Origin of the sequence: Roseivirga sp. E12 (assembly GCF_017592825.1) — a bacterium.
Taxonomy (GTDB): domain Bacteria; phylum Bacteroidota; class Bacteroidia; order Cytophagales; family Cyclobacteriaceae; genus Roseivirga.
Genome location: NZ_JAGFMD010000001.1, coordinates 253,720 through 279,244 on the forward strand (window position 1 = coordinate 253,720; position 25,525 = coordinate 279,244).

At 41.8% G+C, this 25,525-nt stretch carries 22 protein-coding genes; 5 read left to right on the plus strand and 17 right to left on the minus strand.

Translation table 11 applies throughout. From position 1 onward, the window contains the following. Nucleotides 1-23: 23 nt before the first annotated feature. The 3 genes from J4E76_RS01100 to J4E76_RS01110 form a co-directional block, all read right to left on the minus strand. A complete protein-coding gene (locus J4E76_RS01100) occupies nt 24-935 on the minus strand; it encodes a metal ABC transporter solute-binding protein, Zn/Mn family (protein WP_208500628.1) in 912 nt (303 codons plus the stop codon). Next, nucleotides 932-1,591 carry a metal-dependent transcriptional regulator gene (locus J4E76_RS01105; RefSeq protein ID WP_208500630.1) on the minus strand — a complete coding sequence of 220 codons (660 nt, stop codon included), beginning with the start codon at nt 1,589-1,591 and terminating at the stop codon, nt 932-934. Before J4E76_RS01105 ends, J4E76_RS01100 begins: the two co-directional genes overlap by 4 nt. A 152-nt stretch (nt 1,592-1,743) precedes the next feature. Beyond that, nucleotides 1,744-2,862 (minus strand): glycosyltransferase, encoded by a 1,119-nt coding sequence (locus J4E76_RS01110; RefSeq protein WP_208500631.1) that lies wholly within the window; start codon nt 2,860-2,862, stop codon nt 1,744-1,746. 35 nt (nt 2,863-2,897) lie between these two features. Here J4E76_RS01110 and J4E76_RS01115 point away from each other — a divergent pair, with 35 nt between their 5' ends. Further along, on the plus strand, nt 2,898-3,710 hold the full coding sequence (locus J4E76_RS01115; protein WP_208500632.1) for a 2,3,4,5-tetrahydropyridine-2,6-dicarboxylate N-succinyltransferase: 813 nt from the start codon (nt 2,898-2,900) through the stop codon (nt 3,708-3,710). 27 nt (nt 3,711-3,737) lie between these two features. On the opposite strand, the gene J4E76_RS01120 is transcribed toward J4E76_RS01115, so the two are convergent. The 5 genes from J4E76_RS01120 to J4E76_RS01140 are packed head-to-tail and all read right to left on the minus strand — an operon-like array spanning nt 3,738 to nt 7,750. Beyond that, complete coding sequence (locus tag J4E76_RS01120; RefSeq protein WP_208500635.1) at nt 3,738-4,526, minus strand: LytTR family DNA-binding domain-containing protein; 789 nt, start codon at nt 4,524-4,526, stop codon at nt 3,738-3,740. A 3-nt stretch (nt 4,527-4,529) separates the two neighbouring features. Beyond that, on the minus strand, nt 4,530-5,600 hold the full coding sequence (locus tag J4E76_RS01125) for a sensor histidine kinase (RefSeq protein ID WP_208500636.1): 1,071 nt from the start codon (nt 5,598-5,600) through the stop codon (nt 4,530-4,532). Nucleotides 5,601-5,656: 56 nt separating this feature from the next. Further along, nucleotides 5,657-6,484 (minus strand): hypothetical protein, encoded by an 828-nt coding sequence (locus J4E76_RS01130; RefSeq protein ID WP_208500637.1) that lies wholly within the window; start codon nt 6,482-6,484, stop codon nt 5,657-5,659. 24 nt (nt 6,485-6,508) lie between these two features. Continuing rightward, nucleotides 6,509-7,048, minus strand: a complete 540-nt coding sequence (locus J4E76_RS01135) for a DinB family protein (protein WP_208500638.1) — start codon at nt 7,046-7,048, stop codon at nt 6,509-6,511. Nucleotides 7,049-7,060: 12 nt separating this feature from the next. Continuing rightward, a complete protein-coding gene (locus J4E76_RS01140; protein WP_208500639.1) occupies nt 7,061-7,750 on the minus strand; it encodes a prolyl oligopeptidase family serine peptidase in 690 nt (229 codons plus the stop codon). Between the two features lie 202 nt (nt 7,751-7,952). On the opposite strand from J4E76_RS01140, the gene J4E76_RS01145 reads away from it, so the two are divergent. Both J4E76_RS01145 and J4E76_RS01150 read left to right on the plus strand, forming a co-directional pair. Next, entirely contained in the window at nt 7,953-8,555 is a 603-nt protein-coding gene (locus tag J4E76_RS01145) for a tetratricopeptide repeat protein (RefSeq protein ID WP_208500640.1), read from the plus strand. A gap of 126 nt (nt 8,556-8,681) precedes the next feature. Further along, nucleotides 8,682-9,077, plus strand: a complete 396-nt coding sequence (locus J4E76_RS01150) for a hypothetical protein (protein ID WP_208500641.1) — start codon at nt 8,682-8,684, stop codon at nt 9,075-9,077. A gap of 72 nt (nt 9,078-9,149) precedes the next feature. On the opposite strand, the gene J4E76_RS01155 is transcribed toward J4E76_RS01150, so the two are convergent. After that, entirely contained in the window at nt 9,150-10,160 is a 1,011-nt protein-coding gene (locus tag J4E76_RS01155) for a DNA/RNA non-specific endonuclease (RefSeq protein ID WP_208500642.1), read from the minus strand. 94 nt (nt 10,161-10,254) lie between these two features. Between J4E76_RS01155 and J4E76_RS01160 the strand changes: the two genes are divergently transcribed. Beyond that, the gene (locus J4E76_RS01160) at nt 10,255-13,758 is read left to right on the plus strand and encodes an amidohydrolase family protein (protein ID WP_236017250.1); all 3,504 of its coding nucleotides are present in this window, start codon (nt 10,255-10,257) and stop codon (nt 13,756-13,758) included. A gap of 70 nt (nt 13,759-13,828) precedes the next feature. Here J4E76_RS01160 and J4E76_RS01165 read toward each other — a convergent pair whose 3' ends face one another. The 4 genes from J4E76_RS01165 to J4E76_RS01180 are packed head-to-tail and all read right to left on the minus strand — an operon-like array spanning nt 13,829 to nt 18,227. Continuing rightward, a complete protein-coding gene (locus J4E76_RS01165; protein ID WP_208500644.1) occupies nt 13,829-15,121 on the minus strand; it encodes a sulfatase-like hydrolase/transferase in 1,293 nt (430 codons plus the stop codon). Nucleotides 15,122-15,161: 40 nt separating this feature from the next. Beyond that, nucleotides 15,162-15,617 carry an SRPBCC family protein gene (locus tag J4E76_RS01170; RefSeq protein WP_208500646.1) on the minus strand — a complete coding sequence of 152 codons (456 nt, stop codon included), beginning with the start codon at nt 15,615-15,617 and terminating at the stop codon, nt 15,162-15,164. 5 nt (nt 15,618-15,622) lie between these two features. After that, the gene (locus tag J4E76_RS01175) at nt 15,623-16,075 is read right to left on the minus strand and encodes a hypothetical protein (protein ID WP_208500647.1); all 453 of its coding nucleotides are present in this window, start codon (nt 16,073-16,075) and stop codon (nt 15,623-15,625) included. A gap of 55 nt (nt 16,076-16,130) precedes the next feature. Then, nucleotides 16,131-18,227 carry a thioredoxin domain-containing protein gene (locus tag J4E76_RS01180; RefSeq protein WP_208500648.1) on the minus strand — a complete coding sequence of 699 codons (2,097 nt, stop codon included), beginning with the start codon at nt 18,225-18,227 and terminating at the stop codon, nt 16,131-16,133. Between the two features lie 14 nt (nt 18,228-18,241). On the opposite strand from J4E76_RS01180, the gene J4E76_RS01185 reads away from it, so the two are divergent. Next, nucleotides 18,242-21,652 (plus strand): VCBS repeat-containing protein, encoded by a 3,411-nt coding sequence (locus J4E76_RS01185; protein ID WP_208500649.1) that lies wholly within the window; start codon nt 18,242-18,244, stop codon nt 21,650-21,652. Nucleotides 21,653-21,669: 17 nt separating this feature from the next. Here J4E76_RS01185 and J4E76_RS01190 read toward each other — a convergent pair whose 3' ends face one another. From J4E76_RS01190 to J4E76_RS01205, 4 genes are all read right to left on the minus strand, one after another. Then, nucleotides 21,670-23,076: an MATE family efflux transporter gene (locus tag J4E76_RS01190; protein WP_208500650.1), complete on the minus strand. Its 1,407-nt coding sequence runs from the start codon at nt 23,074-23,076 to the stop codon at nt 21,670-21,672. A 171-nt stretch (nt 23,077-23,247) separates the two neighbouring features. Beyond that, nucleotides 23,248-23,925, minus strand: a complete 678-nt coding sequence (locus tag J4E76_RS01195; protein ID WP_208500651.1) for an NAD-dependent deacylase — start codon at nt 23,923-23,925, stop codon at nt 23,248-23,250. A 24-nt stretch (nt 23,926-23,949) separates the two neighbouring features. Next, on the minus strand, nt 23,950-24,495 hold the full coding sequence (locus J4E76_RS01200) for an HD domain-containing protein (protein WP_208500652.1): 546 nt from the start codon (nt 24,493-24,495) through the stop codon (nt 23,950-23,952). Continuing rightward, nucleotides 24,492-25,472, minus strand: coding sequence for a S9 family peptidase (locus tag J4E76_RS01205; RefSeq protein WP_208500654.1), 981 nt, complete (start codon nt 25,470-25,472; stop codon nt 24,492-24,494). The genes J4E76_RS01200 and J4E76_RS01205 overlap by 4 nt, the downstream gene beginning before the upstream one ends. Nucleotides 25,473-25,525 lie beyond the last annotated feature (53 nt).

Here is a 25,525-nt window from a genome sequence, read left to right on the forward strand (position 1 = left end):
TACCCAACTACCTAATTTCCTCACTATTTCAACGCCCTTACAATCGTATTGACATTCGCTTTGACCATGCCTATATAGTTGCCTTCAGGCGTACCTTCTGCGCTCATGGCATCCGAAAACAGGTTACCACCAATGATGATGTCATGTCCTTTTTGTCGGCATCCTTCAACTATGGCATTGATGTTTTTCTCAGAGACTGAGGTTTCTACAAAAACAGCCTTAATTTTCTTCTCTACAATGAAATTCACTAAGTCTACTCTGTCTTTGAGTCCAAACTCAGATAGTGTAGAAATGCCCTGGAGACCACGAACCTCTATGTTGTACGCTCTGCCGAAGTAGTTGAAAGCATCATGGGCAGTGATCATGATTCGTTTGTTGGCAGGTATCGTTTCAATTTCGGTCTTCACCCATTCGTGAAGTGTTAGAAGCTCCTCTGTGTATGCCGAAGCATTGTTTTTATAGAACTCGGCATTAACAGGGTCTGACTTGGTCAAAGTGGCGGTGACTTCATCGATGGTAGAGGCCCAGAGGCTTATATCAAACCAAATATGTGGGTCGAAAGCGTTTTGGTAGATGGGGTCATCCAATAAGGAAGTTGAATCTATACCTCTAGCAACTGGAATAACTGTTTTGATGCGTTCGAGTTTTTCAAATACCTCACCCATTTTACCTTCTAGGTGCAATCCATTATAGAAAATGATATCTGCACGCTGAAGCCTTCCTAAATCGCCCTGAGTGGCCTTGTAAAGATGTGGATCTACCCCAGGTCCCATTAAAGCGCTGACTGCAATTGAGTCTTTACCAACATTCTTAACAATGTCAGCAATCATTCCTGTTGTGGTTACAACAGTCAGTTTACCATCTTCAGATGTTGTATTGCTATTGCAAGACCAAATGGTGCTGATTAAGATGAATAATGCGATTAACCTTTTCATATGTTGGCAACGAGTATGTTTTGAGCCGCGGTTTGGGAAATGGTGAGAGCTTTTTGCTGATTAATGATGATGTCAAGAGAGCCATCAAATTCATTGGTGTCCTCAACTTTCAGCTTAGTGCCGATAGAGACACCAACTTTATCTAGATACTTCAAAAAGGCACTACTAGAGTCGTTTACAGCCACAACCTGTGCTGGAGTGTTCAGTTCTAGTTCTGTTAAGGCTACTTTTTTAACAGTTGAGAATATACCATTCTCATCAGGGATAGGATCACCATGGGGGTCATGCTTTGGGAAATCAAGAAATTCATCCAGGCGACTAATCAGTAGGGGGGATTTAATGTGCTCCAGTTGTTCGGCAATTTCATGCACCTCATCCCAGTGGAACTTAAGCTTGTCTACCAGAAATACTTCCCAGAGTCGGTGTTTTCGGATTACCCTCAGTGCAACTTCCTTTCCTTTCCCTGATACATTAACACCTTTGTATTTTTGGTAATCAACGGCTTTCTTTTTAGAAAGCTTGGCTACCATATCACTGACCGATGCGGCAGTGGTTTGCATTTCTTCTGCAAGTGAATTGGTGCTGACACTTTTCCTTCCATGATCGGAAAGGTGATAGATGGCTTTTAGGTAATTCTCTTCTACAAAGCTGAACATGACCTCAGTATTGGTTCAGCTGTAAATGTAGTGTTTAGATTCGTCTAAAAAAAATAATAGCCACGTCTAAAACAACCCGTATAACACCTATTCAGTTGTTTTACAGATTGTTAGTATGGTAAAATAAATTTTTTAGATAAAACTAAAAGTAATTATCCCAAGCTGTCAATTAGCTTAATTAGTTTCGGTTCTTCACTCTTCCACAAACTGGAACTAGTGTCACCTTGATTGTAAAACTGACCATTGGCCATGGTTTCTAATATTCTCTTAGGTTCAAAATTCTCAGGCGTAATGACGATTGCGGCATTAAACTGATTGCAGAACTCTACCCAGGTAGGGTTGCTGAGTAGCAGGATGGGAAGCTTATTTGCGGTATACTCAAACAGTCTTGTTAGGAGTTTCTCGTCATTCATGCCATTACTTGGCTTTTTTAGTACAAAGCCAAAATCCGCCTTTTGTATGGCTTCAATGATTTCAGAATGAGGAACTAAATGATCTCCACCGTTAAGTTCAATGAAATTATAATCTTTAATTTCTTCTTTCAAACGAATTAAATCCCTCTTTAAAGCACAGTATCCTACGATTCTGAGTCTTATGCGTGGATCGATTTTATGTAACTTCTTTGTTATATCGATTGCTTCGAATATTCCATTGGAAGCACCAATGGTTCCGGTGTAGGTTAGGTCAATGAAATTCGGATCTGGGTCTCTATAGGCTGTGTGCTCATCAATATGTGGAGCATACTTGTTTTCAATAATGGTCTTTTGAGCTGAAAGAAAGGGGAGTTGTTTTTCGTAAATTCTTTCTGCCAGAACATAATGTTCTATTAGAGGTTTTGAGCACCATTCTTTGAACCTGACCCAGGTTGCTAGAAAGGGTCTGATCAGACGAGGGAAGACTTGGGTACTCCTAATGTTTTTTGCATAGTTTTCTCGGATATCATACACTATTTTACAGCCAAATAATATTTTGTATAGACACGTAACTATCAGTAATTCATGTGTATTGAATATTATTACTTTAGGTTTTACTTTAAGGTAAGTTTGGTAGACTTTCCATGGTCTGGTAAGTCTGGCAAAACTCAATCTTTCGAATTGCTCGAGGGGGTGAAAGAATACCTGTTGCGTTGACTTTACATTTTTTGAATCAAAGCCTATGATATTAATATCATATTCATTTGTTTCGGCCAAGGAAAGACCAAATTTCTCGAGCATGCGAGTGTCATCGATGGGCTTGAGCAGGGAGGCAATGACTACTTTGGTCTTTTTCATTAGTTTAATGAAGTTAAAAATTTTCTGAAGGAATTATGGAATTGAGGGATATCATCGAACGGGCATGGAATGATCGAAGCTTGCTGAAGGACAAAGAGGTTATTTTGGCAGTGAAAACCATTATCGAAGATTTGGACAGTGGGGAGCGAAGAGTTGCTGAACCGACCCCTGAAGGTTGGGTGGTTAACGAGTGGGTCAAAAAAGCCGTGATTCTGTATTTCCCAATTCAGAAGATGCAAACCGTTGAGGTGGGACCTTTTGAGTTTCATGATAAAATGAAACTAAAGACGGGCTATGCCAAAAAGGGTGTTAGAGTAGTGCCTCATGCGATTGCCCGTTATGGTGCTTATGTAAGTAGTGGCGTGATTATGATGCCTTCTTATGTGAATATTGGCGCTTACGTTGATGAGGGTACTATGGTTGACACATGGGCTACTGTGGGTAGCTGTGCTCAGATCGGTAAGAACGTTCACTTGAGTGGTGGAGTAGGCATTGGAGGCGTTTTGGAGCCATTACAAGCAGCACCTGTGATTATTGAGGATAATGCCTTCATCGGTTCAAGGTGTATTGTTGTAGAAGGTATCAGAATAGGTAAGGAGGCTGTTTTAGGAGCCAATGTGACACTAACTGGCAGTTCTAAGATTATTGATGTGACAGGAGATAAGCCTGTTGAATACAAAGGCTATGTGCCTGAAAGGTCAGTTGTTATACCTGGTAGTTATGTCAAGAAATTCCCTGCGGGTGAGTTTAATGTGCCAGCTGCATTAATCATAGGCCAGAGAAAGGCAAGCACTGACCTGAAAACTTCTCTTAATGATGCATTGAGGGAAAATGATGTTGCCGTCTAGTTCTCAGAGAGATTGCATTTTAGGTAATCATAGACCATTCAAGAATTCGTCCATCTGTTGCTTATAGCTTCTACTGACTTTTACCTGTGCTTTATTGCTTAGGGTGACCATGTACTCAGCATTTTGCAGATGCTCTAGACTTGCAATTTGCTGTGTATTGATAATGGCCGACTTGTGTACTCTCAGAAAGGTATTTGATGGTAGTTTTTGGATGATCCCTTTCAGGCTTCCATTGATCAAATGGGAGTTTCCTTCCATATGAATCTTTACACAGTAATCCTGCCCTTCAATCCAAAGAATGTCTTTCGTGTCCAATAGCAATATTTTACCCGAGACTTTGATAACTAGCCTCTGAATGTCGTTATCGCTGGAATGCACTAGTCCGCTTTGCTCCTCAGTAGACTCCAATTGTTTCAAAAGTTCGTCCATTTTAGCCGAAAGAGCGGAATGGTTGTTCCTAATCAATTTTTTGGCTCGATCGATGGCATCAAAGAACCTTTGGTCTGAAAAAGGTTTAAGGAGATAGTCAAGCGCATGAAACTCAAAGGCCTTAAGTGCATACTCGTCATAAGCAGTAATGAATATGGTAAAAGGTGGTTTTTTAATGGATTTGAGAACTTCGAAACCAGAGACTGCCGGCATCTGAATATCGAGAAGTAATAAGTCACAGTCTTCACTTTTTAGATATTCAATAGCCTCGACTCCATCTTTGCAGGTCTTGATTAACTCAATGTTAGGGTCTTGGCTCAAAAGAGACTTCAGTCCTTCGCGGGCCTTTTTTTCGTCATCTACAATTACCGTTCTTATCCTTTTCAATGGCTAATTATCTATTGGAATTTGGATTTCAACCTTTACGCCAGTGTTGCTGTTCTTGATTTCAAAGCTGTGCCTATCGGCACTGTAAAGCTTACTTAATCGTTGAATTACGTTATTTAGACCGATTCCTGTAGCCTTTTCTATTCTGAAATCAGGAGGTAAACTGGGGCCGGTATTTGCCACCGTTAATACAAGTTTGTCTCTATTCAGGCTACTGCTAAGCGTAAGTTGTGCCTCACCCAAATTCTTTGAGATACCGTGTTTGAATGCATTCTCGACCAGCGGCTGAAGCAGTAAGTTTGGCACCATTATATCCAAGGTATTTGGATCAAACTGGAGATTGATCTTTAAATGATCCTCAAATCTAACCTCTTCAATCTCAAGGTAACTCTTGATTAATGTTACTTCCTGATGTAGTGGAACAAGCTGTCTTTCTTCACTTTTTAATGAGTTTCTCAACAAATCGCTGATTTTGGAAATCATCTCTGTGGCCTGCTCGTACTTCTCTGTCCGTATGAGCATTGATACGGTATTGTGCGCATTAAATAGAAAATGAGGCTGAAGCTGCATGCGTAGAGATTCTAACTGTGCATTTGCTAATTGCGATTCTAGCTGAGCCGTCTCAATACTCTTTTGTTTGTATTGTTTATACAGCTCGAGCATGAAGAAAATGATGAGAAGCACCCAAGAGATAATGATGGCTTCCATATAATAGAAAAGGGTAATGAAACTAAAGAACTTCTTAAACGACACCCAAGAAGCCGAATAAAGCCCCGATGAGATACCGATTATAAATACAGTCAGCCACGTGAGAAAGTTTTTGAGCACTCCCACTGCAATACCAAGTAGCACCAGAATTAAAGCACGTTTAGTAAGTGTAAACTTCGAGGTTTTTTCAAAAACTCTGAATAGGGGTAATGTGATAAGCATCCAAATGATGGTGCCCGAAATGTAATTATAAGAAAGAATGCCTTCCATGGAGAAAAGGTTTCCTTTCTTAAGAGTGTCAATAACAACGAAAAGCAGCCAACATAATATGACTGCTGTTACGTTAACAAGGCTACGCTTATTCAAATGATTTTGATTGAATCGTGATATCAATAGTCATACGCCAATTTACGAGGGTGGTTTTATCCACCATATAATTCAAGCGCTCTAGCAATGGATTGAATAAGCACTTCAAATTTCTCGTTCATCTGGGTATAACTGAGTTTTGTAGTCATAATTGTTTCCATACTTGCCACAGGACGTGAGTGCACAACATATTGAAACTCTTCATCTGGTGCGTTTTGCTTTCTCTTTTCTAGCGTCTCAGTTAGTCCTGCCATCGCATTTTTCAGGGTTTTGACAGCTTCGTCCACTTTACCTAAGCTTCGGTAGGATGCATGAAAATAGGCAGGCAGAAGTAACGAGTTATAAGCGCCATCATAATTAACATACTCGAGTTCTTGATTGATTAGCTCAAGGACTTTTTTGTGTTCACCACGCTTTACATAAAGGTTGGCGACATTAATGACTTGACCATATATGCCATATCTATCGTCTGGAACTGGCTTGAATTTCTTTCTATACTCTGAGAGTTTTTGCTCTACCAAGTCATGTTTTTCAAATGCCCTGAACTGGATTTGTAAATAACGTTGCCACGAGGCTCTACCACGAGGTGAGTCTTCTTCTAAGAATTGCCCATAGGCTTCAGCAGCTTCTTTAGGCATGAAATTCCAAAAGTAAGTTTCGCCCAAGTAAAAGATTTCATCCCCACTTAAACCCTCTGTGATTACCCTGGATTGGAAGGGTTTAGTATTGTCAATGCGCTTCTTGTCAGGGTTAAGGTCAACGGCATTGTACATGAGTACAAGTGCCTCTGATGGAAGCAGCTTGCTGTCATTGGATTGTGCTTTGGATGTTCCGTTAAATGTAATGAGGCCTATTGCCAGTAAAAGGAAAGTGATCTTTTTCATCTTGTTTCTTGAGTTTAAAATCGATTAATCAATGAACCCTGGAGGAGTGATGCCATTCAACCTGAGGTAGACTGTCATTGCGCCTCTATGGTGAGCCGCATGTTCCCTCATGACGTGGAAAATTTCTCTATAACTACGTGTGGTGCTGCTTTCGATGGGGTTGCCCCAGGGGGACGTTTTATTCAGCGTTTCCTCACCTACATTGAGCACAGCATTCAGTGCGTAATCAAATGATTCTGTCAGCATTTTGACAATCTGCTCCTTTGTCTTTCCATCAGCATTGAACATGGACCGGTCAACAGGGGAATCTTGGCTGCTCGCAATTGATGAGAACATGTAGTTGGCACCAGCTAAGTGCATAGCCATTTCCTTAAATGACCTAGCATTGTCTTCAGGTTTATAATCATAGCTCTTCTCAGGCATTGCTTCAACTAACCTCAGGGTGTATATTTTGTGACGTTTCCATGCTTTGGCAAAGTCACTACCAAAACTTGTTTTAGATTTTTCCTGGGCTGCAATTGATGTCCAAATGAATAGACAGAGTAGGGTCGAAAGAATTCGCATAGTGTTGAAGGTTTAGTGAGATTGAGTCTTAGTCTGTTTTGAAAGCCAATCGTAGAGTCTTTGATCCTTGTAGATTGAGGGCCAGATCCAATGGTCGGCACCTTCGAAGGTTTCTAGTTTGGCTTTTGCTTCGCAAGCCTGGAGCTTTCCGATAAGCTTTTTAGATTGGGTGTATGACGTTACACTGTCTTTATCTCCGTGAAACGCCCATACTGCAACGTTCTTTGCATTGCACACAATATCTGTGTTGCCACCTCCGGCAATCGGTACTGCTGCGGCAAACCATTGAGGGTATTTGGATATAGCACTCCAGGTACCATAGCCTCCATAGCTATATCCAGTAATATAGATACGAGTCTTGTCTACGTTAAATTCACTAGTGACTTCGGTGAGAAGGGCATCAAAGTTAAGGGTAGACCAATTGCAGCCAGAGGCACATTTAGGGGCAACGACCATGAAACCAAACACTATACCCGCCTCGGCTGCATATTTTTTGGGATGATGCTTGGTGTTTGACCTATCTCCACCATGCAAGAAGAGTATCATTGGAGAGCCTTGTCCATCGGTCTTATAGTCTTTAGGAAGAGAGATTAGATATTCAACATTGGTGCTTTCTGAAGTTCGGCTTTCGCCCAATGTGGACTGGGCTTTACAGAAAGGAGTAGAAAAGAGTAGTAGGCATAAGACCAAACGATAATACATAGTCTCAGCATACCGATTATGCGTACTAAGGTTTGAGGTTTTCAGTGATGCGAGATTAAAACCCCGTAAAGTGAAATTCGTTAATGGTGACGCCCGTTCGTTCGATGGAGTATAACCATTAAGTTAAATTTGTAGTTGTTAGCTCTGGAACTAACAGAAAACCTTACCTTTGCGGTCGCATATTTGAGGAGATATGAAAAAGATGAAAAACTTACTAAGTTTCTTACTTGTAATCGGGCTTATATCGATTCTAAGTGCCTGTAATTCAGGTTTGACAAAAGAGGCCGATGCGCTGTTCAGAGATGGGAAATACCGTGAGGCGGTGGAAGCATACAATGAGTACCTGTCTACCAAGCCAAAGGATATTAAGTCTATCTACAACCGCGGTAGGGCATATGAAGAGCTTGGTGATATTGAGAGTGCACGTAAAGACTTTATCAGAGTCTTAGATCTAGACAATGAAAATTTGAATGCCAATTTGAGTATGGCTCAATATTGGTATAACAAGAAAGACTATAATAAAGCCATAGCCTTTTGTGATAAGGTAATTGCCACAGACGGCAGAGAATCTACAGCCTATTTGATCAAAGGACGCTGCTTACATCAAAAGTCTCTCTTTGACGATGCCAAAAAGAATTACGACTTGGCTATCGAATTTGACAGAAAGAATGCTGAGGCATTTTTGTATAGAGGAGCCTTGAAGATTGTTTTTAATCAGAAAGCTGGTGCATGCAACGACCTAAATAGAGCACTTGCACTAGGCGCTGATGAGGCAAAAGCCGCACTAGCTAAGCACTGTCGATAGAAATTTAACCTGTTTCTTTTCTAGGTTTAATCTGTAGGATTCTTTTTTTTAGTGATACATAAACGGAAGCAACCTTTTGCAGGCGGTTTGCATCTAATATTAGTAAAACAAAAAACTCAAATCAAAATGAAAAATTTATCAACTATTCTTAAAGCATCCGCTGTCGCTATGTTATTCTTAGTAGCTGTTTCGCTTAATGCGGAAGAGTGGGCTCAACAAACTACATATGACCCTACAGGTACTTGGGATTATGAAGTAGAAACTCCTGATGGAAATGTTACTGGTGAAATGATCGTAGCGTTAGAAGAAGGAGAATACTCAGTAACGATCAAGAGTGATGTCTATGGCGATATGACACTCGAAGACATTACTTTCGAAAAGAACGTGATGGAAGGTACTATTTCTGTTGAGGGACAATCAATGGAAATGGAACTGAAGTTTGACGGAGATGAAATGGAAGGCGCAGTCTACACAGGAGAAGAGGAGCTAGCTATTACTGCCGAAAGACAAAAAAAGAACTAGAATCCAATCTTTGGAATGAAAAAGGAGCCATTTAATGGCTCCTTTTTTTGTGCTTTCTATTCTGCGAGAGGGCTAGTCAAACCAAGAGCCCTTCTCAATATTGCCCTCCAGTGCATCTTCAAGGTCATCTGGCATAGATGGGAAGAAGTCTAAGCCTGAAAGAGATTCGATTTGATCGATACTAACCACAAAAGCTTCTAGCGCATCACCGCTTTTTTCGTTTTTGAGTAAGAAGGCGATGGCCTTGATCTCCGGTTTATGAATATCTAAAACGATCTTGTAATAGTACTCTGGTATAGAGACTTCGTTGCTGCCTATGGTAGTGAATTCCTTGTTTAATATGGGGCCTGTAACTATATATAATTCAGACTCTTCCATAGTCCATTCTCTCACTTGGTCTTCCAGTTTTTTCCAAATACCTCGGTTAAATGAGGCCACCTGAGGGCTCATATTGCTCATATAGAAAGTCTGTGATAGCGCAAACTCATCATAGGAGAAGTCAGCTGCTGGGGCTAGGTGTCCACGGTCATATCCGGTACCCTTATAATCGGATAGTTCGGCCGAACCTGTTCTGACTCTCGGATCCCTTCTGAAATTATCTTTGCGTGGAAATTTCTCTTGTTTTAAACTATCTGCTGAGAGTTTATAAGCAACCCACATGGCTTGCTCATGCTCTTCATTGTATCGAAGGGTATAATAAGGTCTTTCAATAATGGCTTGATCGGAGGAGTATGCAGGCCACATAAAGTCAAAGGCCTTAGTGAAGTATAAATCAAAGTCTTCGAAGTCGAGTTCGACTTTTGCGTCAGTTTCCGAAGATATAGGTTCCTCAGTAACTTGAGTTGGTTCAGATTCACCTTCGGGTTCTGAGTCTTGAATGGAGGGGAGTTCGAAGTTTTCAATGACTTCAGGTACAAGTTTGCCTTCATTAATAGCAAGGCCTGCATATCCCAAAACAACGAGTATAAGCAATCCCAAAGTGATCCTTCCAAGGCTTGTACCTTTTCCTTTTGTTGGTTTCTTGCGAGTGGAGGCCCTTTTAACTGGAGGTTTTCGACTGCCAGAAGCTGTCTTTTTTGCCATGTGGTTTTTTTACAATGATAACGATAATTGAGCTTTCTGAGAGTCAGTATTTTGTTAAATTACACGTCATTTTTAATCAAAAACCAAACTTCCTATGCAAACCACCTTCAATCAAAAGTTTGGAAGGAGACTCATCGCTTACTTGGCGTTGGGTATTTTTCTGATCGCTCAGCCTGCTATGGCCCTAGTTCCATGGCAAGATGATAAAGACACAACAAAAAAAGGACAAGAGACTTTTAAAGACCTGCCTCTAAAGGCAGAACGTACACTCAAGTTTAACACCAAGGAGGGTACATGGGTATCTGTTGATATAAGCCCTGACGGCAGTACCATCATTTTTGACATGTTGGGTGATATCTACACCATGCCATTCACAGGTGGAAAGGCGACTCGCCTTACCGAAGGCATGGCCTATGATACCCATCCTAGATATAGCCCTGACGGCAAACACATTGCTTTTACATCAGATAGAAGTGGTAGCGATAATGCCTGGATTATGGAACTTGACTCTAAAGAGACAACTCAAATTACTAAAGGCAGTAATGAATGGGTTCAGTCAGTTGAATGGTCACCTGATGGGGATTATGTGGTTGTTTCTAAAGGGAGAAGGAGCTTTAAGCTTTTTATGTACCACAAAGATGGAGGCGGAGGCTTTCAGATCATAAAAAATCCTACAAACCTCAAGACCGTGGAGCCTGCTTTCAGTGCTGACGGAAGATTTATCTACTACGCACAACGTAACGGTGCATGGAATTACAATGCCCAATTACCTCAATATCAAATTGGCGTTTACGATCGTGAGAACGGCCAAAATGCTACTGTGACTTCCCGATACGGTTCAGCCTTTACCCCAACACTTTCCCCTGATGGAAAGTGGATGGTATATGGTTCTCGATATGAAGACGAGACTGGACTTATCCTAAGAGATCTAAGTACAGGTGATGAGAAATGGTTGGCTTATCCCGTTCAGAGAGATGAGCAGGAGTCAATTGCACCATTGGGTGTTTTACCCGCCATGTCATTTACACCTGACAGCAAGCAACTTGTAGCATCATGGGGAGGCAAACTATATAGAATAGCTGTTTCTGGTGGAACTGCAGTCGAAATCCCAATGGATGTTGATGTAGAACTTGAAATGGGCCCAAGACTCAAATTTGAGTACCCGATTTCTGATGATAAGGAAATGATTGTCACTCAAATTAGAGATGGAGTTCCTTCTCCAGATGGATCAAAGTTGGCTTTCACTTCTCTGAATAGGCTCTATGTGAAGAACTTGCCTGATGGCGAGCCTAAGCGCCTGACAGATATGGAAATGACCGAAGCGCAGCCTGCCTGGTCGCCTGATGGTAAATCTGTGGCTTTTGTTACCTGGACTGACGCTGAGGGTGGTTCTATGTATAAAGTAAATGTTGACGGACGCCCAAGACCTGTAAAGCTGACAAGCACATCGGCTATCTATGGATCACCGGCCTGGAATAAGAATGGTAGAATCGTCTTTACCCGAGGTAGTGCTCAAAATTTGAAGGATGCTGCTGGTCCAGGAGCTCCTCGAGCAGCTGAAGACTTATGCTGGATTTCATCTGATGGAGGAGAAATCAATTTCATTATGAAGACCAGAGGTAAAGGAAGTCCTCACTTTGTGAACAGTGACGACAGAATCTACCTCAGTGGCTTTCAAGGCTTAAGTTCTGTAAGATGGGATGGCACGGATGAGAAACGAGTGATCGCAATTACAGGAATCAGAACTTATGGTTCTAACCCTGCTGATGGTCACGGAAATGATCATGTGATTGATCCATGGGCTGAGCAAGAGAACTCTTCTCTACAAGAAGGAGAGGGATGGAGAGAAAATAATCCTCCGTCAAGAGCTGGAGCCATCTTTATGGCACCAGAAGGTGATAGAGCCATGGCGCAGATCAACAATCATATTTATGTGGTTACGGTGCCAAAACTAGGGCAAACACCAACTATTTCGGTAGCAAACCCTTCAAGTGCTCAGTTCCCTTCTTGGCAACTGACTGAAATTGGCGGAGAATTCCCTGCATGGTCTAGTGATGCGAAAAAGGTACACTGGTCTTTAGGTAAGTCTCACTTCATTTATGACCTGGATGAAGCCAAGGCCTATACCGATAGTGTTTCTGCTGCCAAAAAGGCCAAGGAGAAAGCAGAAAAGGAAATGACCAAGGAGGAGAAGGAAAAGCAAAAAGCTGACAAGGAAGCTGCCGAAAAAGCCAAAACTGATGAAGAAAAGGCTGCAGACAAGGCCAAGAAGGAAAATGAAGGTTATCATGCCGAGGAAATTGAAATAGCCATCAAAGCCACAAAGGACATTCCAAATGGTACGGCATTATTGAAGGGTGCTAGAATCATTACCATGAATGGCGATGAGGTAATAGAAAATGGAGACATTCTAATTGAGAACACCAGAATAAAGGCGGTAGGGCCATCAGGGTCTTTGACTGTTCCAAGAAGAACCGAAGTGATTGACGTTTCTGGTAAAACAATTATACCTGGTATGGTTGACACTCATGCGCACATGTGGCCAGCTTGGGGCTTACACAAAACACAAGTTTGGGTATATGCAGCAAACCTTGCCTATGGCGTAACAGCAACAAGAGACCCTCAGACTGCGACCACCGATGTATTGACATATGCTGACATGGTAGAGACTGGTGATATTTTGGGCCCTAGAGTTTACTCTACTGGTCCTGGTGTTGGCTTTTGGTCTTATAACCTGAAGAGCCTTGAGCAGACGAAGAAGATTCTAAAGCAGTACAGCGAGTACTACAATACGAAGACTATCAAGATGTACTTGGTAGGAAACCGTAAGCATAGACAGTGGATTATTCAAGCTGCTAAAGAGCAGAAGTTAATGCCAACTACAGAAGGAGGGTTAGATTTCAAATTGAACATGACCCAGATGATCGATGGTTATCCAGGACATGAGCATTCATTACCGATTGCTCCACTTTATAGAGATGTAGTTCACACTGTTGCTGAGTCTAAAATGGCTTATACTTCTACACTGCTAGTGTCCTATGGAGGGCCTTGGGCTGAGAATTACTATTACTCAAGAGAGAACCCGTATCATGATGAGAAGCTATCGCGTTTCACTCCTTATGCTGAGTTAGCTCAGAAGTCTAGAAGAAGACCAGGGTGGTTTATGGATGAGGAGCATGTGTTTAAGAAGCATGCAGAAGGTGTTAATGCCATAGTTGAAGCTGGTGGAATTGCCGGTGTAGGTAGTCATGGTCAGTTGCAAGGGCTAGGTTTCCATTGGGAGCTTTGGTCGGTTGCCTCTGGAGGAATGTCTAACCTAAATGCATTGAAGACTGCTACCATCTTAGGAGCTACAGCTATCGGCCTTGAGGGTGATATAGGGTCTATTGAAGCTGGAAAGCTTGCTGATCTAGTTATTTTAGATGCGAATCCTTTGGATAACATCAGAAACACTAACAAGATCAGCCATGTGATGAAAAATGGTCGTCTCTATAATGCCAATACATTGGATGAAGAATATCCAAGAAAGAAAAAGGCTGGACCATTCTATTGGCACTCAGAGAAGCCGGAAGGACTTCCTGGTCTAAAGAAGAAGTAATAGATCGTAAAATGAAATAAAAAAGCCCGACCTGATAGTCGGGCTTTTTTTGTGCTTGGTGTTCAAGGCTTTATTGTCTTATCTCTGTGAGCTTATTCTGTAGCCAATCAAAGGCAGTTTGTGCATCGCTTGAAAGTGTGCCATCTAAAAGGTTATTGTTTTCATATGGGTCATCATCCAGGAAGTACAGCTCTTGACTCCCGTTGGTATTTACAATGAGCTTGTAATGATCGTTTCTAATTGCCCATTCGTCTTCTATGCCATCATTGTATTCTGCATAGGTGAATTCTCTGAAGTTGGTTTGCGCAGTGCTTAGGAGTGGAGTCAGGTCTTTGCTGTCATTGATTTCGCTTACACTCACACCGCTCATTGATGCGATTGTTGCAAATAAGTCCGATGAGTTGATCAGGTTACTGTCTGTTCCTGTTCTTGAGATACCTTTTCCGCTAATGATCATGGGCGTATTCACACCGCCTTGATACATGGTTCCTTTTGCCTTTCTTCTACCATAAGGAGCTTGCGAAACCTGACCGGGTGTACCATTATCACCAATGAAGATGATTACGGTGTTGTCTCTTTCCGCTTGCTCAAGACTAGAGAGCAGTCTGCCAATTTGAAAATCCATGGCTTCAATGCTTGCTATATAATAGGGTAATGGATCGGCATTAATCGAAGCTTGGTCAGTTGCCAAGGTGCCTTGCGAGTGCATATTAGCCGGAGGTGCATGAAAAGGCGTATGGGGAGCATTATAAGCTAGCCATAGAAACCAAGGCTTGGTTTGCTGAGATACCCAGTCAATGGCCATGGTTGTAAATTTTGTAGTGACATACTCTGTTTCTGTAGTGATATTACCATCTTCAGTTAGGTTCCAGTTATAATAGTCACTAACAGCTCCGGAGTATAAGCCCGCATAGTAATCGATGCCCATATCCTCAGGATCGAGAGAAAAGGCATTACCTGATAAATGCCATTTACCTACAATGGCGGTGGCATATTCGTTGGATTGATTGATATAGGTCTGTAATGAAGTTTCGTTCACAGAAATTTCGTCACCCTGAGATCGTACGCCCGTGTTTATACCATACTTGCCTGTTAAGATGGTGGCACGAGTGGGAGAGCAGACTGAATTGGTCCACAAGTTATTGAAGATTAAACCATTACTTGCCAATGCATCGATATTGGGCGTATTGGCTTTTACCGAGCCCTCACTGTATCCATTGAGCGCATCCAGGCCTAAGTCATCGGCAATAATCAGCAGTATATTGGTTTCTTCGTTTGGGTTAGGTGTATCGGTATCGTCTGACGAAGAGCAGCCCAGTAGTAATACCAATAGGAGTAGTGAGTTGAAAAGATGTTTAGGCATTATTAGAGTTTCTATTAAGACAGTAGACAGGTACGTAGGTTTAATCAGACTTTCCTTCAGCAACTCTTTTTATGTCTTCCAAGTCTTTGTTCAATGCTTTGACTGTGGCACTTTTGAACATCCAACCCATAACTGCTGACATAACCTTAGCTCCGAAAGTGACTGGTGTTCCGTTGAAACTCATGTTTAATGTCGAACTACTGCCATTTTCTTCAATCCAAAGTCTTGAAATGTAAATCGCTCCATGGCTTTCGGCACGTGTCTGATAATATTCGTTTTCCGAGGCTTCAGTGATCCACATTATTTCAGTCGCTTGTTTGCCAAACATAGTTCTTGTTTCCTTCCATTTCAGTCCTAGTAAACCATCTGTAGGTGGTTCGAGCACTTCAATGCTCTCAATGGCTGAAATGTTATCCTTTGCATTTTCAATGTCGCTAATGACGGACCAAACTTTTTCCTTCGAAGCGTTAATTTGAATATCTGTCTTAAATTCCATGTTCCTTATGCTTTTTTGTAATGATGATGAACGATTTGATTCCAGCCTTTTTTAGTCTTTGACTGAACTACCCAATAGAAGCCCCCTTCTTCGTCAGGCCAATAGACTTGACGCGCTACTCCGGCAGGCATTTTGGCCACAAAGGCAACTGCCTCTTCATGTATATCACTGGCATCCGTCAATTCGCCATGTGCTTGTTTTCCATCTGACTGGAAAGACCAAAAACAAACAGTTTTATCAGCGTTTACGCCAAATAGTGTAAGGTCTTCGTAGACTTTATTTCCCAAGTCCCAGTCGGCCTTCAGTTGTATATACTTACCATCGAGGGTTTTGGAGAAGCTCCGATCGCACCTACAATTCATTCGGTCAGGACTGTTCTCATTGGCGACCCATTGCCCTAATAGAGGCTCGAAGATTCCGAGTTTCCCTCTTCCTTTTTTCCAATTCTTGCTAGACATATCTTTTTGATTTGTGCTTGAATGTCCAAAATCAAGCAGAATAGGCACTCATACTTTAGTCTGAAATGGATGAATTGGCTATGTTTTTTTTCGGAATCATCATTTCGTAAGCTTTTTCAGTATCGTCTGTTGGGAACTTGCATGTTTTATTTTGACACACATAGATTACTGTTCTGCCTTCTTGTAATTTATAAGCAAGTAGGGGGATATCACCTTCGGAGTTGCCACCTAAGAATATGATATCAGGCCGAAAGGCTAGATCCAGTCGGTTTCTCATATCGATGGCCTCCTCTCCAAGAATCGCTACTTCATATGGAGGGTTAGAATCTCTTAAGAGGGCTTGAATCCAAGTGCCCGCAAAGACCAATGCTTCTGAAGTCTGTGACTGTCCAACTTTCAACATGGAGGTCGCTTTGTCTTTCCATTCACTTCGGCTATCATAATAGAATTCCGAAAGCATTAGCAGGTTATTGACGGCTTGTGCATTTCCAGAGGGCAAGTCGGTATCCAACACAGGAATACTGTTCATAAACAATTGATCGCTCTGCGAACTTTGTTTAAGTAAGGTTTCTCCTTCGGCCTTGAACAGTTCTAGCATTCCTGCAGAAATTCGTTCTGAATACTTGAGCCACTGCTCATCGAAGCTCACTTGATAGAGTTGAATGAGCGCTCCAGCTGTCAATGAATAATCCTCAAGAAACCCGACTTGGTTAATATCTTCGGTTCTGGAAACCTGAGACTGATCTTCTTGGGTATGGTTTTCAATTAAATAGCTCGCTAGCGCATCGGCATGGCTCAGGTAGCTTGGGTTAAAAGTGGCCCTGTAAAGTTCTACAAAGCCATCTAGTACCAGAGCATTCCACGCTGTGATGGTTTTCTCGTCTTTGGGAGGTGCAGTGCGTTTTGCTCTCTTATTGAATAGCTCTTCTTTGAATGGGCTATCAATGGTATGTAAGTAGTCTTCCTTTGATGAGCCCAGAGCAAAAAGTACATTTTGGCCATTTTCCCAGTTTCCTTCTTCACTAATGTTGAATAGATTGGTCACCTGATCGGCTTGATCCAAACCTTGGATTTCATCTAAGGTCCAAGTATAGTAACCACCTTCGACTTCATTGCTCACCGCATTGATAGACGAAAAGTAGCCGCCTTCGGGGTTTTTGAATTCGTTGAGGAGGCATTGGGCGGTTTGCTCGGCTATGTATAAATAGAATGGGTCGTTGAATTTTCGGTAGGCCTTGGCATAGATACCCATAAGCTGGGCATTGTCATAAAGCATCTTTTCGAAATGAGGAATTTTCCATTCGCTGTCTGTCGAATACCTAGTAAACCCGCCACCTAGGTGATCAAACATTCCTCCAAGCGCCATATTATCGAGTGTCTTTTTAAGAAACTGATCGAGGCTATTGTTGGGCTGGTAATAAGTAAAGTCTAGCAGTGCTGATAGATAAGGTGAATTGGGGAACTTCTGATTACCTCTGATGCCACCTTTGGCGGTATCGCTTTGACTTAACCATGCCTGTTCAATTGCCGAAAGCGTGAGGCTTAATTGTTGACTCTCGGCTTCTTGTTTTTGACTCAGTGTATTAGCCAGAGCTTTGGCCTGGGCTAAGATTTCTTCAGGATTATCCTGATAAAGGTAACTTGCTCTTTGTACGATGGCCTGCCAATCGCTGTTTTCAAAGTAAGTTCCAGCAAAGAGGGGAGTTCCATCAGCAGTGGCAATTATATTTAAGGGCCAGCCTGAAGTACCAGTCATTTTCTTAGCAGCCTCTGCATATACTTGATCAATGTCAGGTCTTTCTTCTCGATCTACTTTGATTGAAACGTAGTTGTCATTCATCAACCGTGCTACAGTGGTGTCCATAAAGGTTTCTTTTTCCATCACCTGACACCAGTGACAGGCATAGTAGCCTATGCTAATGATAAGAAGTTTCTCTTCGGTCTTTGCTTTCGAGAATGCTTCATCTCCCCAAGGAAACCAATCCACCGGATTTGAGGCATGTTGAAGTAAGTATTGACTGCTTTCCGATTGTAGGCGATTAAGTGCCTGAGTTTCTTTAAAAGATGTGTTACAGCTTACGGTTAATAGAATATTTCCAAGAATTGTCAATAAAATGATAAAAACCTTCAAACCCGTTTTTTTGCCGTTCAAAATGGATATTAGGGGTGAATACTCTATATTGGAAACTTTACTGGGCATATATGGTGATGAAAGGTGTAATGTTACGAGAATACGGTTCTAATTGCAAACCCCTGATTTTTACTTTTTCCGTGATTTTGATTTTCGCGATGGTATCAGCTTGCGGTTCTCAGAATGAGAATAATGAGCTAGCAGAGGAAAAAACTGCGCCTGTTGCGGCCCCAATTTTCAAAGAGATTTCGTTTACACAGTCTGGTATAAACTTCCTCAATACCATTCGCGAGGACGACACGCACAACTTCTTCAACTTCAACTACATTTATAACGGATCTGGTCTGGCTATTGGAGATTTCAACAACGATGACCTCAAGGATATCTATTTTGTTTCAAATCAGTCTAGGAACAGACTTTTCCTGAATAAGGGATCTCTCAAGTTCGAAAACATTACGGATTCTGCTGGTGTCTCAGCGGCAAAGGGGTGGAAGAATGGTGTCACTGTTGTGGACATCAATCAAGACGGTTTAGACGATATATATCTGTCACGTTCGGGTCGTTATGAAGATCCCAATGAGAGAGCTAATTACTTATACATTAACAATGGTGATCTGACTTTTACCGAAAGTGCAGAAAAGTACGGGCTAGCAGATAAGGGGTATGGTATTCAAGCGTATTTCTTTGACTACGACAGAGATGGTGACTTAGATCTTTATCAGATGAATCATCGCTTAGACTTTAATAACAAGAATACCATCATGTTCTTGCGAAATGAAAAACCTTCTGATTACGACCCTTATTCAAGAGATAGGCTATATGAGAACCGAGGAGGGCGCTATGTCGATATTTCAGATCGTTCAGGTATTGTCAATAGCGCATGGGGGCTCAGTGCCGTAATGGGCGATTTTAATGAAGATGGCTGGGACGATATTTATGTAGCGAATGATTACCTGACTCCAGACTTCCTCTACATCAATAATCAGGATGGAACCTTCACTGAATCCATTCAGGATTATTTTCAGCACATGTCATTTTTCAGTATGGGTAGTGACTGGGCGGATATTGATAATAATGGTCATTTTGATTTAGTCACGCTGGATATGGCCCCAGAAGATCATGTAAGGTCAAAACGACTTATGGCCAGTATGAGCAATGAATTTTTCAGAACCATGGTTGATCAAGGGCTTCAGCATCAATACATGATCAATTCATTACAATACAATCATGGAGATGGAAATTTCAGTGAAGTTTCCCAAGTATCAGGAATTGATAAAACCGATTGGAGTTGGACAGCCCTGTTTGGAGACTATAATGCAGATGGTCTGAAGGATTTGTATATAACCAACGGTATTAGAAAGGATATTACAGATAATGATGCTGTGACTGCTAGTGACAGTATTTTTGCACTTGGTAAACAAGTCGCATTGGGACAAATATTAAAGTTGTTGCCTAGTCAGAAACTTCAAAACCCGGTTTACCAAAACATAGACGGACTAAAATTCAAAAGGAAAAACGTGGAATGGGGCTTAAAACGAGCATTCAATTCTAATGGAGCCGTTTATTCTGATTTAGACAACGATGGTGACTTAGAGATAATCACCAACAATATGGACCTAATGTGCACGCTCAATCAAAACCTGACGGTAGAAAATGAGGGGGTAAGGCTTCGCAAAATCACAGTGGTGGGTCCGAAAGGCAATAGAGAAGGTTTCGGTACTACCCTTAGAATCAAAACCACTGATGGGAATACAGTACTTGAAAAAGTGAGAGGAAGTAGGGGGTATTTGTCAAGTTCTGACAGAGCTATTTACCTATCCGAAAACATCAAGATCAAAGAAATTGAAGTCGAATGGCCAACAGGGCAAAGCTCGGTTATCACCGACCTTAAAGAGATCGAGGGTGGTGTCATCGATTACCAAAATGCTGCTTTTGTAAAAATGAGTGTCGAAGAGGAGAGAAGCTACTTTACCGAGGCTGACGCACCGATTATTGATTTCAAGCATGATGAGAATTCGTTTGATGATTTCATTAAAGAGATTCTATTGCCGCATAGGCAATCTGAGCACGGTCCTTTCATCACTAAAGCAGATGTTAATGGAGATGGCCTAGAAGACGTTTATATCGGTGGAGCAAAAGACCAGTCTGGTAGTCTCTTTGTTCAACAATCGAGTGGTCAATATGTAAAGTCATCACAATCAACTTTTTCAACAGATGCTGCTCATGAAGACATGGGTTCCACCTTCTTCGATGCTGATGGAGATAACGATTTAGATTTGTATGTGGTCAGTGGTAGTGGTGAATTCTATCAAGGCAATGGCAATCTTTTAAGAGATAGACTTTATCTAAACGATGGAAGCGGCAACTTCTCGAGAGTTTCTGATGCCTTACCAAATGATCAGATAGGAGGAAGCAAGGCATTGGCTTCTGATATTGATAATGATGGTGATCAGGACCTTATTGTCATTAATAGAAATGTACCGGGAGAATACCCTAAAGGACCTAGAAGCTTTGTTTACCTTAATGAAGGAGGTCGTTTTGTGAATGCTACCAAGAATTTTTCTTCTGATATCTATGATGCTTCGCAAATGTTGACTGATGGGGTTTTGGTAGATATCGATCAGAATGGGTTTGAAGACTTGGTAGTCGTAGGTGAGTGGATGAGCCCAAAGATCTATATGAACGATGGAGAAGAGTTTGAAGAAGCCAGCTTGGACCTAGACAACCTGAAGGGGTGGTGGCAAAGTATTAAACCAACCGATATTGACAACGATGGAGATATTGATTTTGTAGTGGGCAATATTGGACTGAACAATAAATTCCACCCTAAGCCAGACTCTCCGCTTTATCTGTTCTACAATGATTTTGACGAGAATGGTATTGGCGATATTGTCCTTTCAAAAAGCAATGGAGAAGAACTACTCCCTGTAAGAGGGCGCGAGTGCAGTTCTCAGCAGATGCCATTTATTCTGGAGAAATTTGACAATTATGAGAAGTTCGCAAACGCAGATTTGACTGCAATTTACTCTGAGGAACGTCTCGAGGCGTCTTTAAAACTAGAGGTCAATAATTTTGCCTCTGGAATCCTGATTAACAATGGTGATATGAATTTTGAATTCAAGGAACTGCCAACCCTATCTCAATTTGGGGCTGTTCGAGATGTTATACTCAAGGATGTAAATGGTGATGGTTTAACAGACCTCATTTGCGCTGGTAACTTCTTTGGTTCAGAAGTTGAGACGGTTAGATATGATTCCAGTTTTGGCTCTATTGTGATCAATAAGGGTAATAATGAGTTCGAAACGCTTTCTCTAGCGGAGTCGGGATTAGTTTTAAATTCAGATGTCAGAGACTTGGAAACCGTAACCGTTCAAAGTGACGAATACTTGTTAGTCACATCAAATAATGATGAACTAAAGAGTTACAAATTCGCTAAGCGTCCCTAACATCTGAATTAAATAATCTATACCTGGACTGTCTTCCATTTACCTTTTCGGAATAGCCAAATGGAGACCATTGCTATTAGTACTTCAGCCAGTGTGATGGCCACAAATACTCCCATAGGACCCCAATCAAATGTGACCGCGGCCAGATAGGCAAATGGTAACTGAAACACCCAAAAGCAGAAAAAGTTGATGACTGTTGGCGTTTTTGTATCTCCAGCCCCATTGAAGGACTGGGTGATTACCATTCCATAAGCATAGAAGATATAACCTGCCGCAATCACCTGTAGACTTAGGGCACCATAGTTGACCACATCCTCTACATTGCTGAACAAACCAACAATGTACTTGGCAAAGACCAAATAGATCACAGAAATCACGGCCATAAAAATGGCATTGTACTTTCCTGTTTTCCATACTGAAATCTCAGCTCGCTCAGGTTGTTTTGCGCCCAAATTCTGACCGACTAAGGTAGCAGCAGCATTACTCATACCCCATGCTGGCATAAGTGTAAACATCATCACTCTGATTGAGATGGTATAACCAGCTAATACATCGCTTCCGAACTCAGACATGATCCGCATAAGAAAAACCCAGCTAGATGTTCCTATAAGGAATTGACCAATTCCACCTAAGGAAACCTTTATGAGGTTCCACATTACTGCAATGTTGATGACAAAGTCCTTGATGCCAATCTTAATTCTTCCCCAACCGAAGAAGAGGATCATGAACTGCCCTGTTACAGCAACACCGCGGCCTATAGTCGTAGCAATTGCAGCACCCTCCACTCCATAAGCAGGAATAGGGCCGAGGCCGAAGATGAAGATTGGATCAAGAATTATGTTCAGACCATTCGATAGTACCAAAGTCCACATGGCGACTGATGCATCACCGGCACCCCTAAACACTGCATTGATTAGGAATAGCAACATAATGGTGATGTTACCACCGATGAGAATTCTGGTATAGCCATAGCCTTCGGCAATAAGACTTTCTTCTGCACCCATAAGCCCAAGAATTTCCTTAGGATAAATAATACCAGCAATACCGATCAAAACGGCAATTGTAGCTCCTAGAAATATTGCTTGAACAGCTGCTTTTGCAGCACCTGGCTTGTCTTTTTCACCTATTCGTCTTGCAACTACAGCGGTAGCTGCCATACTTAAGCCAATGGCAACAGCATAGAGCAAAGTGATAACCGACTCTGTCAACCCGACAGTTGCTACAGCATTAACTGAGACTTGAGAAACGAATATGATATCTACCAGTGCAAAGGTCGATTCCATAAGCATTTCCAAAATCATTGGAATAGAGAGCATGAAGATGGCCTTGCGTATGCTGCCAGTAGTGAAGTCCTCTTGTTTACCACCGATGGCCATTTTGAGGTATAGCCAATACCTATGTATAGTATTTTTAGATTGTGTCATTTTTGAGAGTTATGTAAGTATAAAAAAGTGTAAGCGGGGGCGCTCGCAAGTTGCTTAGCAACTCACGTTCATGGGCAGCTCTGGGACGGCTGTTAATATGAACGTGGATTTTCTCATAACTTCATGATGACACAAATCAAGTTGAATTATTTAGAAATTCAAAGCCCTATTTTAAAGTGAGAGCATCTTTTTTAATTTTCCCATACCCGAGGTGGCGTTTTCAGGTATGAAAACGATGTCCGAATTATGACCTGGTGGCTTAGGGTCTATCAGATACTTTCTGCTTTGGTCACTGACAAAATCGATAAGGCTTGCGGCAGGGTAGACTTGTAATGAAGTGCCGACTACTAGAAAGATGTCGGCTTGTTGAGAGAACCTGATGGCAGGTTCCATCATAGGCACGGCCTCCCCAAACCATACAATGTTTGGTCTCAGTTGACTGCCTCGTTCACAAAGGTCGCCTAGTTTTAACTCCCAATTGTCCATGGTGTAAACAAGGTTCTCATCCGCTGTACTTCTTGATTGAAAAAGCTCACCATGAAGGTGCAAGACATTTGAACTTCCAGCTTTTTCATGAAGGTTGTCAACATTTTGAGTGATGATTTGAACCTCAAAATGTGCTTCTAAATCAGCCAATATTTTATGCGCATCATTTGGCTGTGCTGTCAAAGCCTGTTTCCTTCTTTGGTTGTAAAAGTCTAGAACAAGCTCAGGGTTGGCTGACCAACCTTGGGGAGAAGCGACTTCCATAACATCATGGCCTTCCCATAGACCATTTGAGTCTCTGAAGGTTTTTAAACCGCTTTCAGCACTGATGCCAGCCCCACTAAGAACAACTAACTTTTGCATATGATACTGTCCAGGCTCTTGGATTTATTCGCCAATATTCAGTTCTTCTTTATTCTCCGATAAAACATTGATAATGAATTGTATATGGTCAGTTATGTCAATGTTTAATAAGTCAATTCCTGCTTGAATTTCATCCCGCTCTACTTTTGCTGCAAAGCTCTTTTGCTTTAGTTTCTTTTTCACGGATTTTGGAGTCAAACCAACGATACCATCAGGCCGAACCTGGCAGCAGGCAACAATGAAACCTGTGAGCTCATCTGAGGCCAAAAGTGCCTTGCTTAAAAGCGTGTCATAAGAAACTCCCCACTTTGTATAATGAGCGGAGATGGCATAAGCAATTTTCTCTTCTCCCTTCTCCCTGAGCATGGCTACAATCTTATTGGGATGTTCTTCAGGAAAAGCCTCATAATCTGCATCATGGAGCATTCCAGTAATGGCCCATTCTTCAGGATCTTCGTTATAGTGTTTGCCATAAGCTTCCATAACGAGCTCAACGGTACGGGCATGTCTTAGTAGGCTTTCACCCTTGGTCATTGACTCAAGGATGGTTCTTGCTTCTTCTCTTGTCATTTGCTTGTTGCGAGATGCTCTTTAAAAAACGAAGTAACTACGAGCTTAAAGTCCGGGTTTAACGGTAAGTCAGGATTACTGTAAGTGGCTATGTTGGCACTTCTTTCGGCAGGCGCATTTTTCAAGACATGGTTCATGCCATCGATAATGATCATTCGAGCATCTGGATTCGCTGATTTCAAGCGATTGGCGTCATCCATAGTAACTTGTATGTCAGTTGTGCCATTAACGACCATGCTGGGTACGCTCAATTTCTTAAACTCCTCTTGCGGATCATATTTCAGCCAAGAACTCATAAAGGGTTGTATGCTTGGTCTAAACAGGCTTGCATAATAGGAGGGGATATCAGCCACCTTGTTGCCTTTTTTCAATTCATCCATGATGTTTTTAGCTTCATCTATAATAGCTGGAGGGTTTGCGGGATTACTTTTCAATTGGCCCATTATGGTTTCTCCAATATTGAGAGAAGGCCCTGCTATAGATACGAAAACGGCTGTCGGTTTATTCTGAGCCACCAACATCCCGATTAATGAACCCTGACTATGTCCTGCAATTCCAATTTTTGTGAATCGCTTCTGTTTGGTGAGGTAGTCAAACCAAAGTCCTGCATCGCTCACAAAATCATCAAAGATTAAGTTTTGTTCCTGTTTGCCAGCGGACTGGCTTAGTCCCATTCCGCGCTTATCGAACCTTAGACTTGCTATTCCCTGTTCAGCCAGTGCTTCGGCCAGCATTTTGAGTGAGTTGTTCTTTCCACTGACTCCTGCAGAATTGCCATCCTTGTCGGTTGGACCTGAACCCTGAATGATGAGTACGGCAGGAAATTTTTGTTTTTTCTTTCCCTCAGGCATCATGATGACGCCACCTAAGTTACCATTTTCGACAGGTAAGATTACTTCTTCCTCCTGGAAAGACTGGGCACTACATACTGATGAAGAAATGATAAATAGCGAGAATAAGTAGACAAACTTTTTCATAGTGATTTGTTACTGAAAAATAATCAAATCAGCCTAGACTATGAAAAAATGAT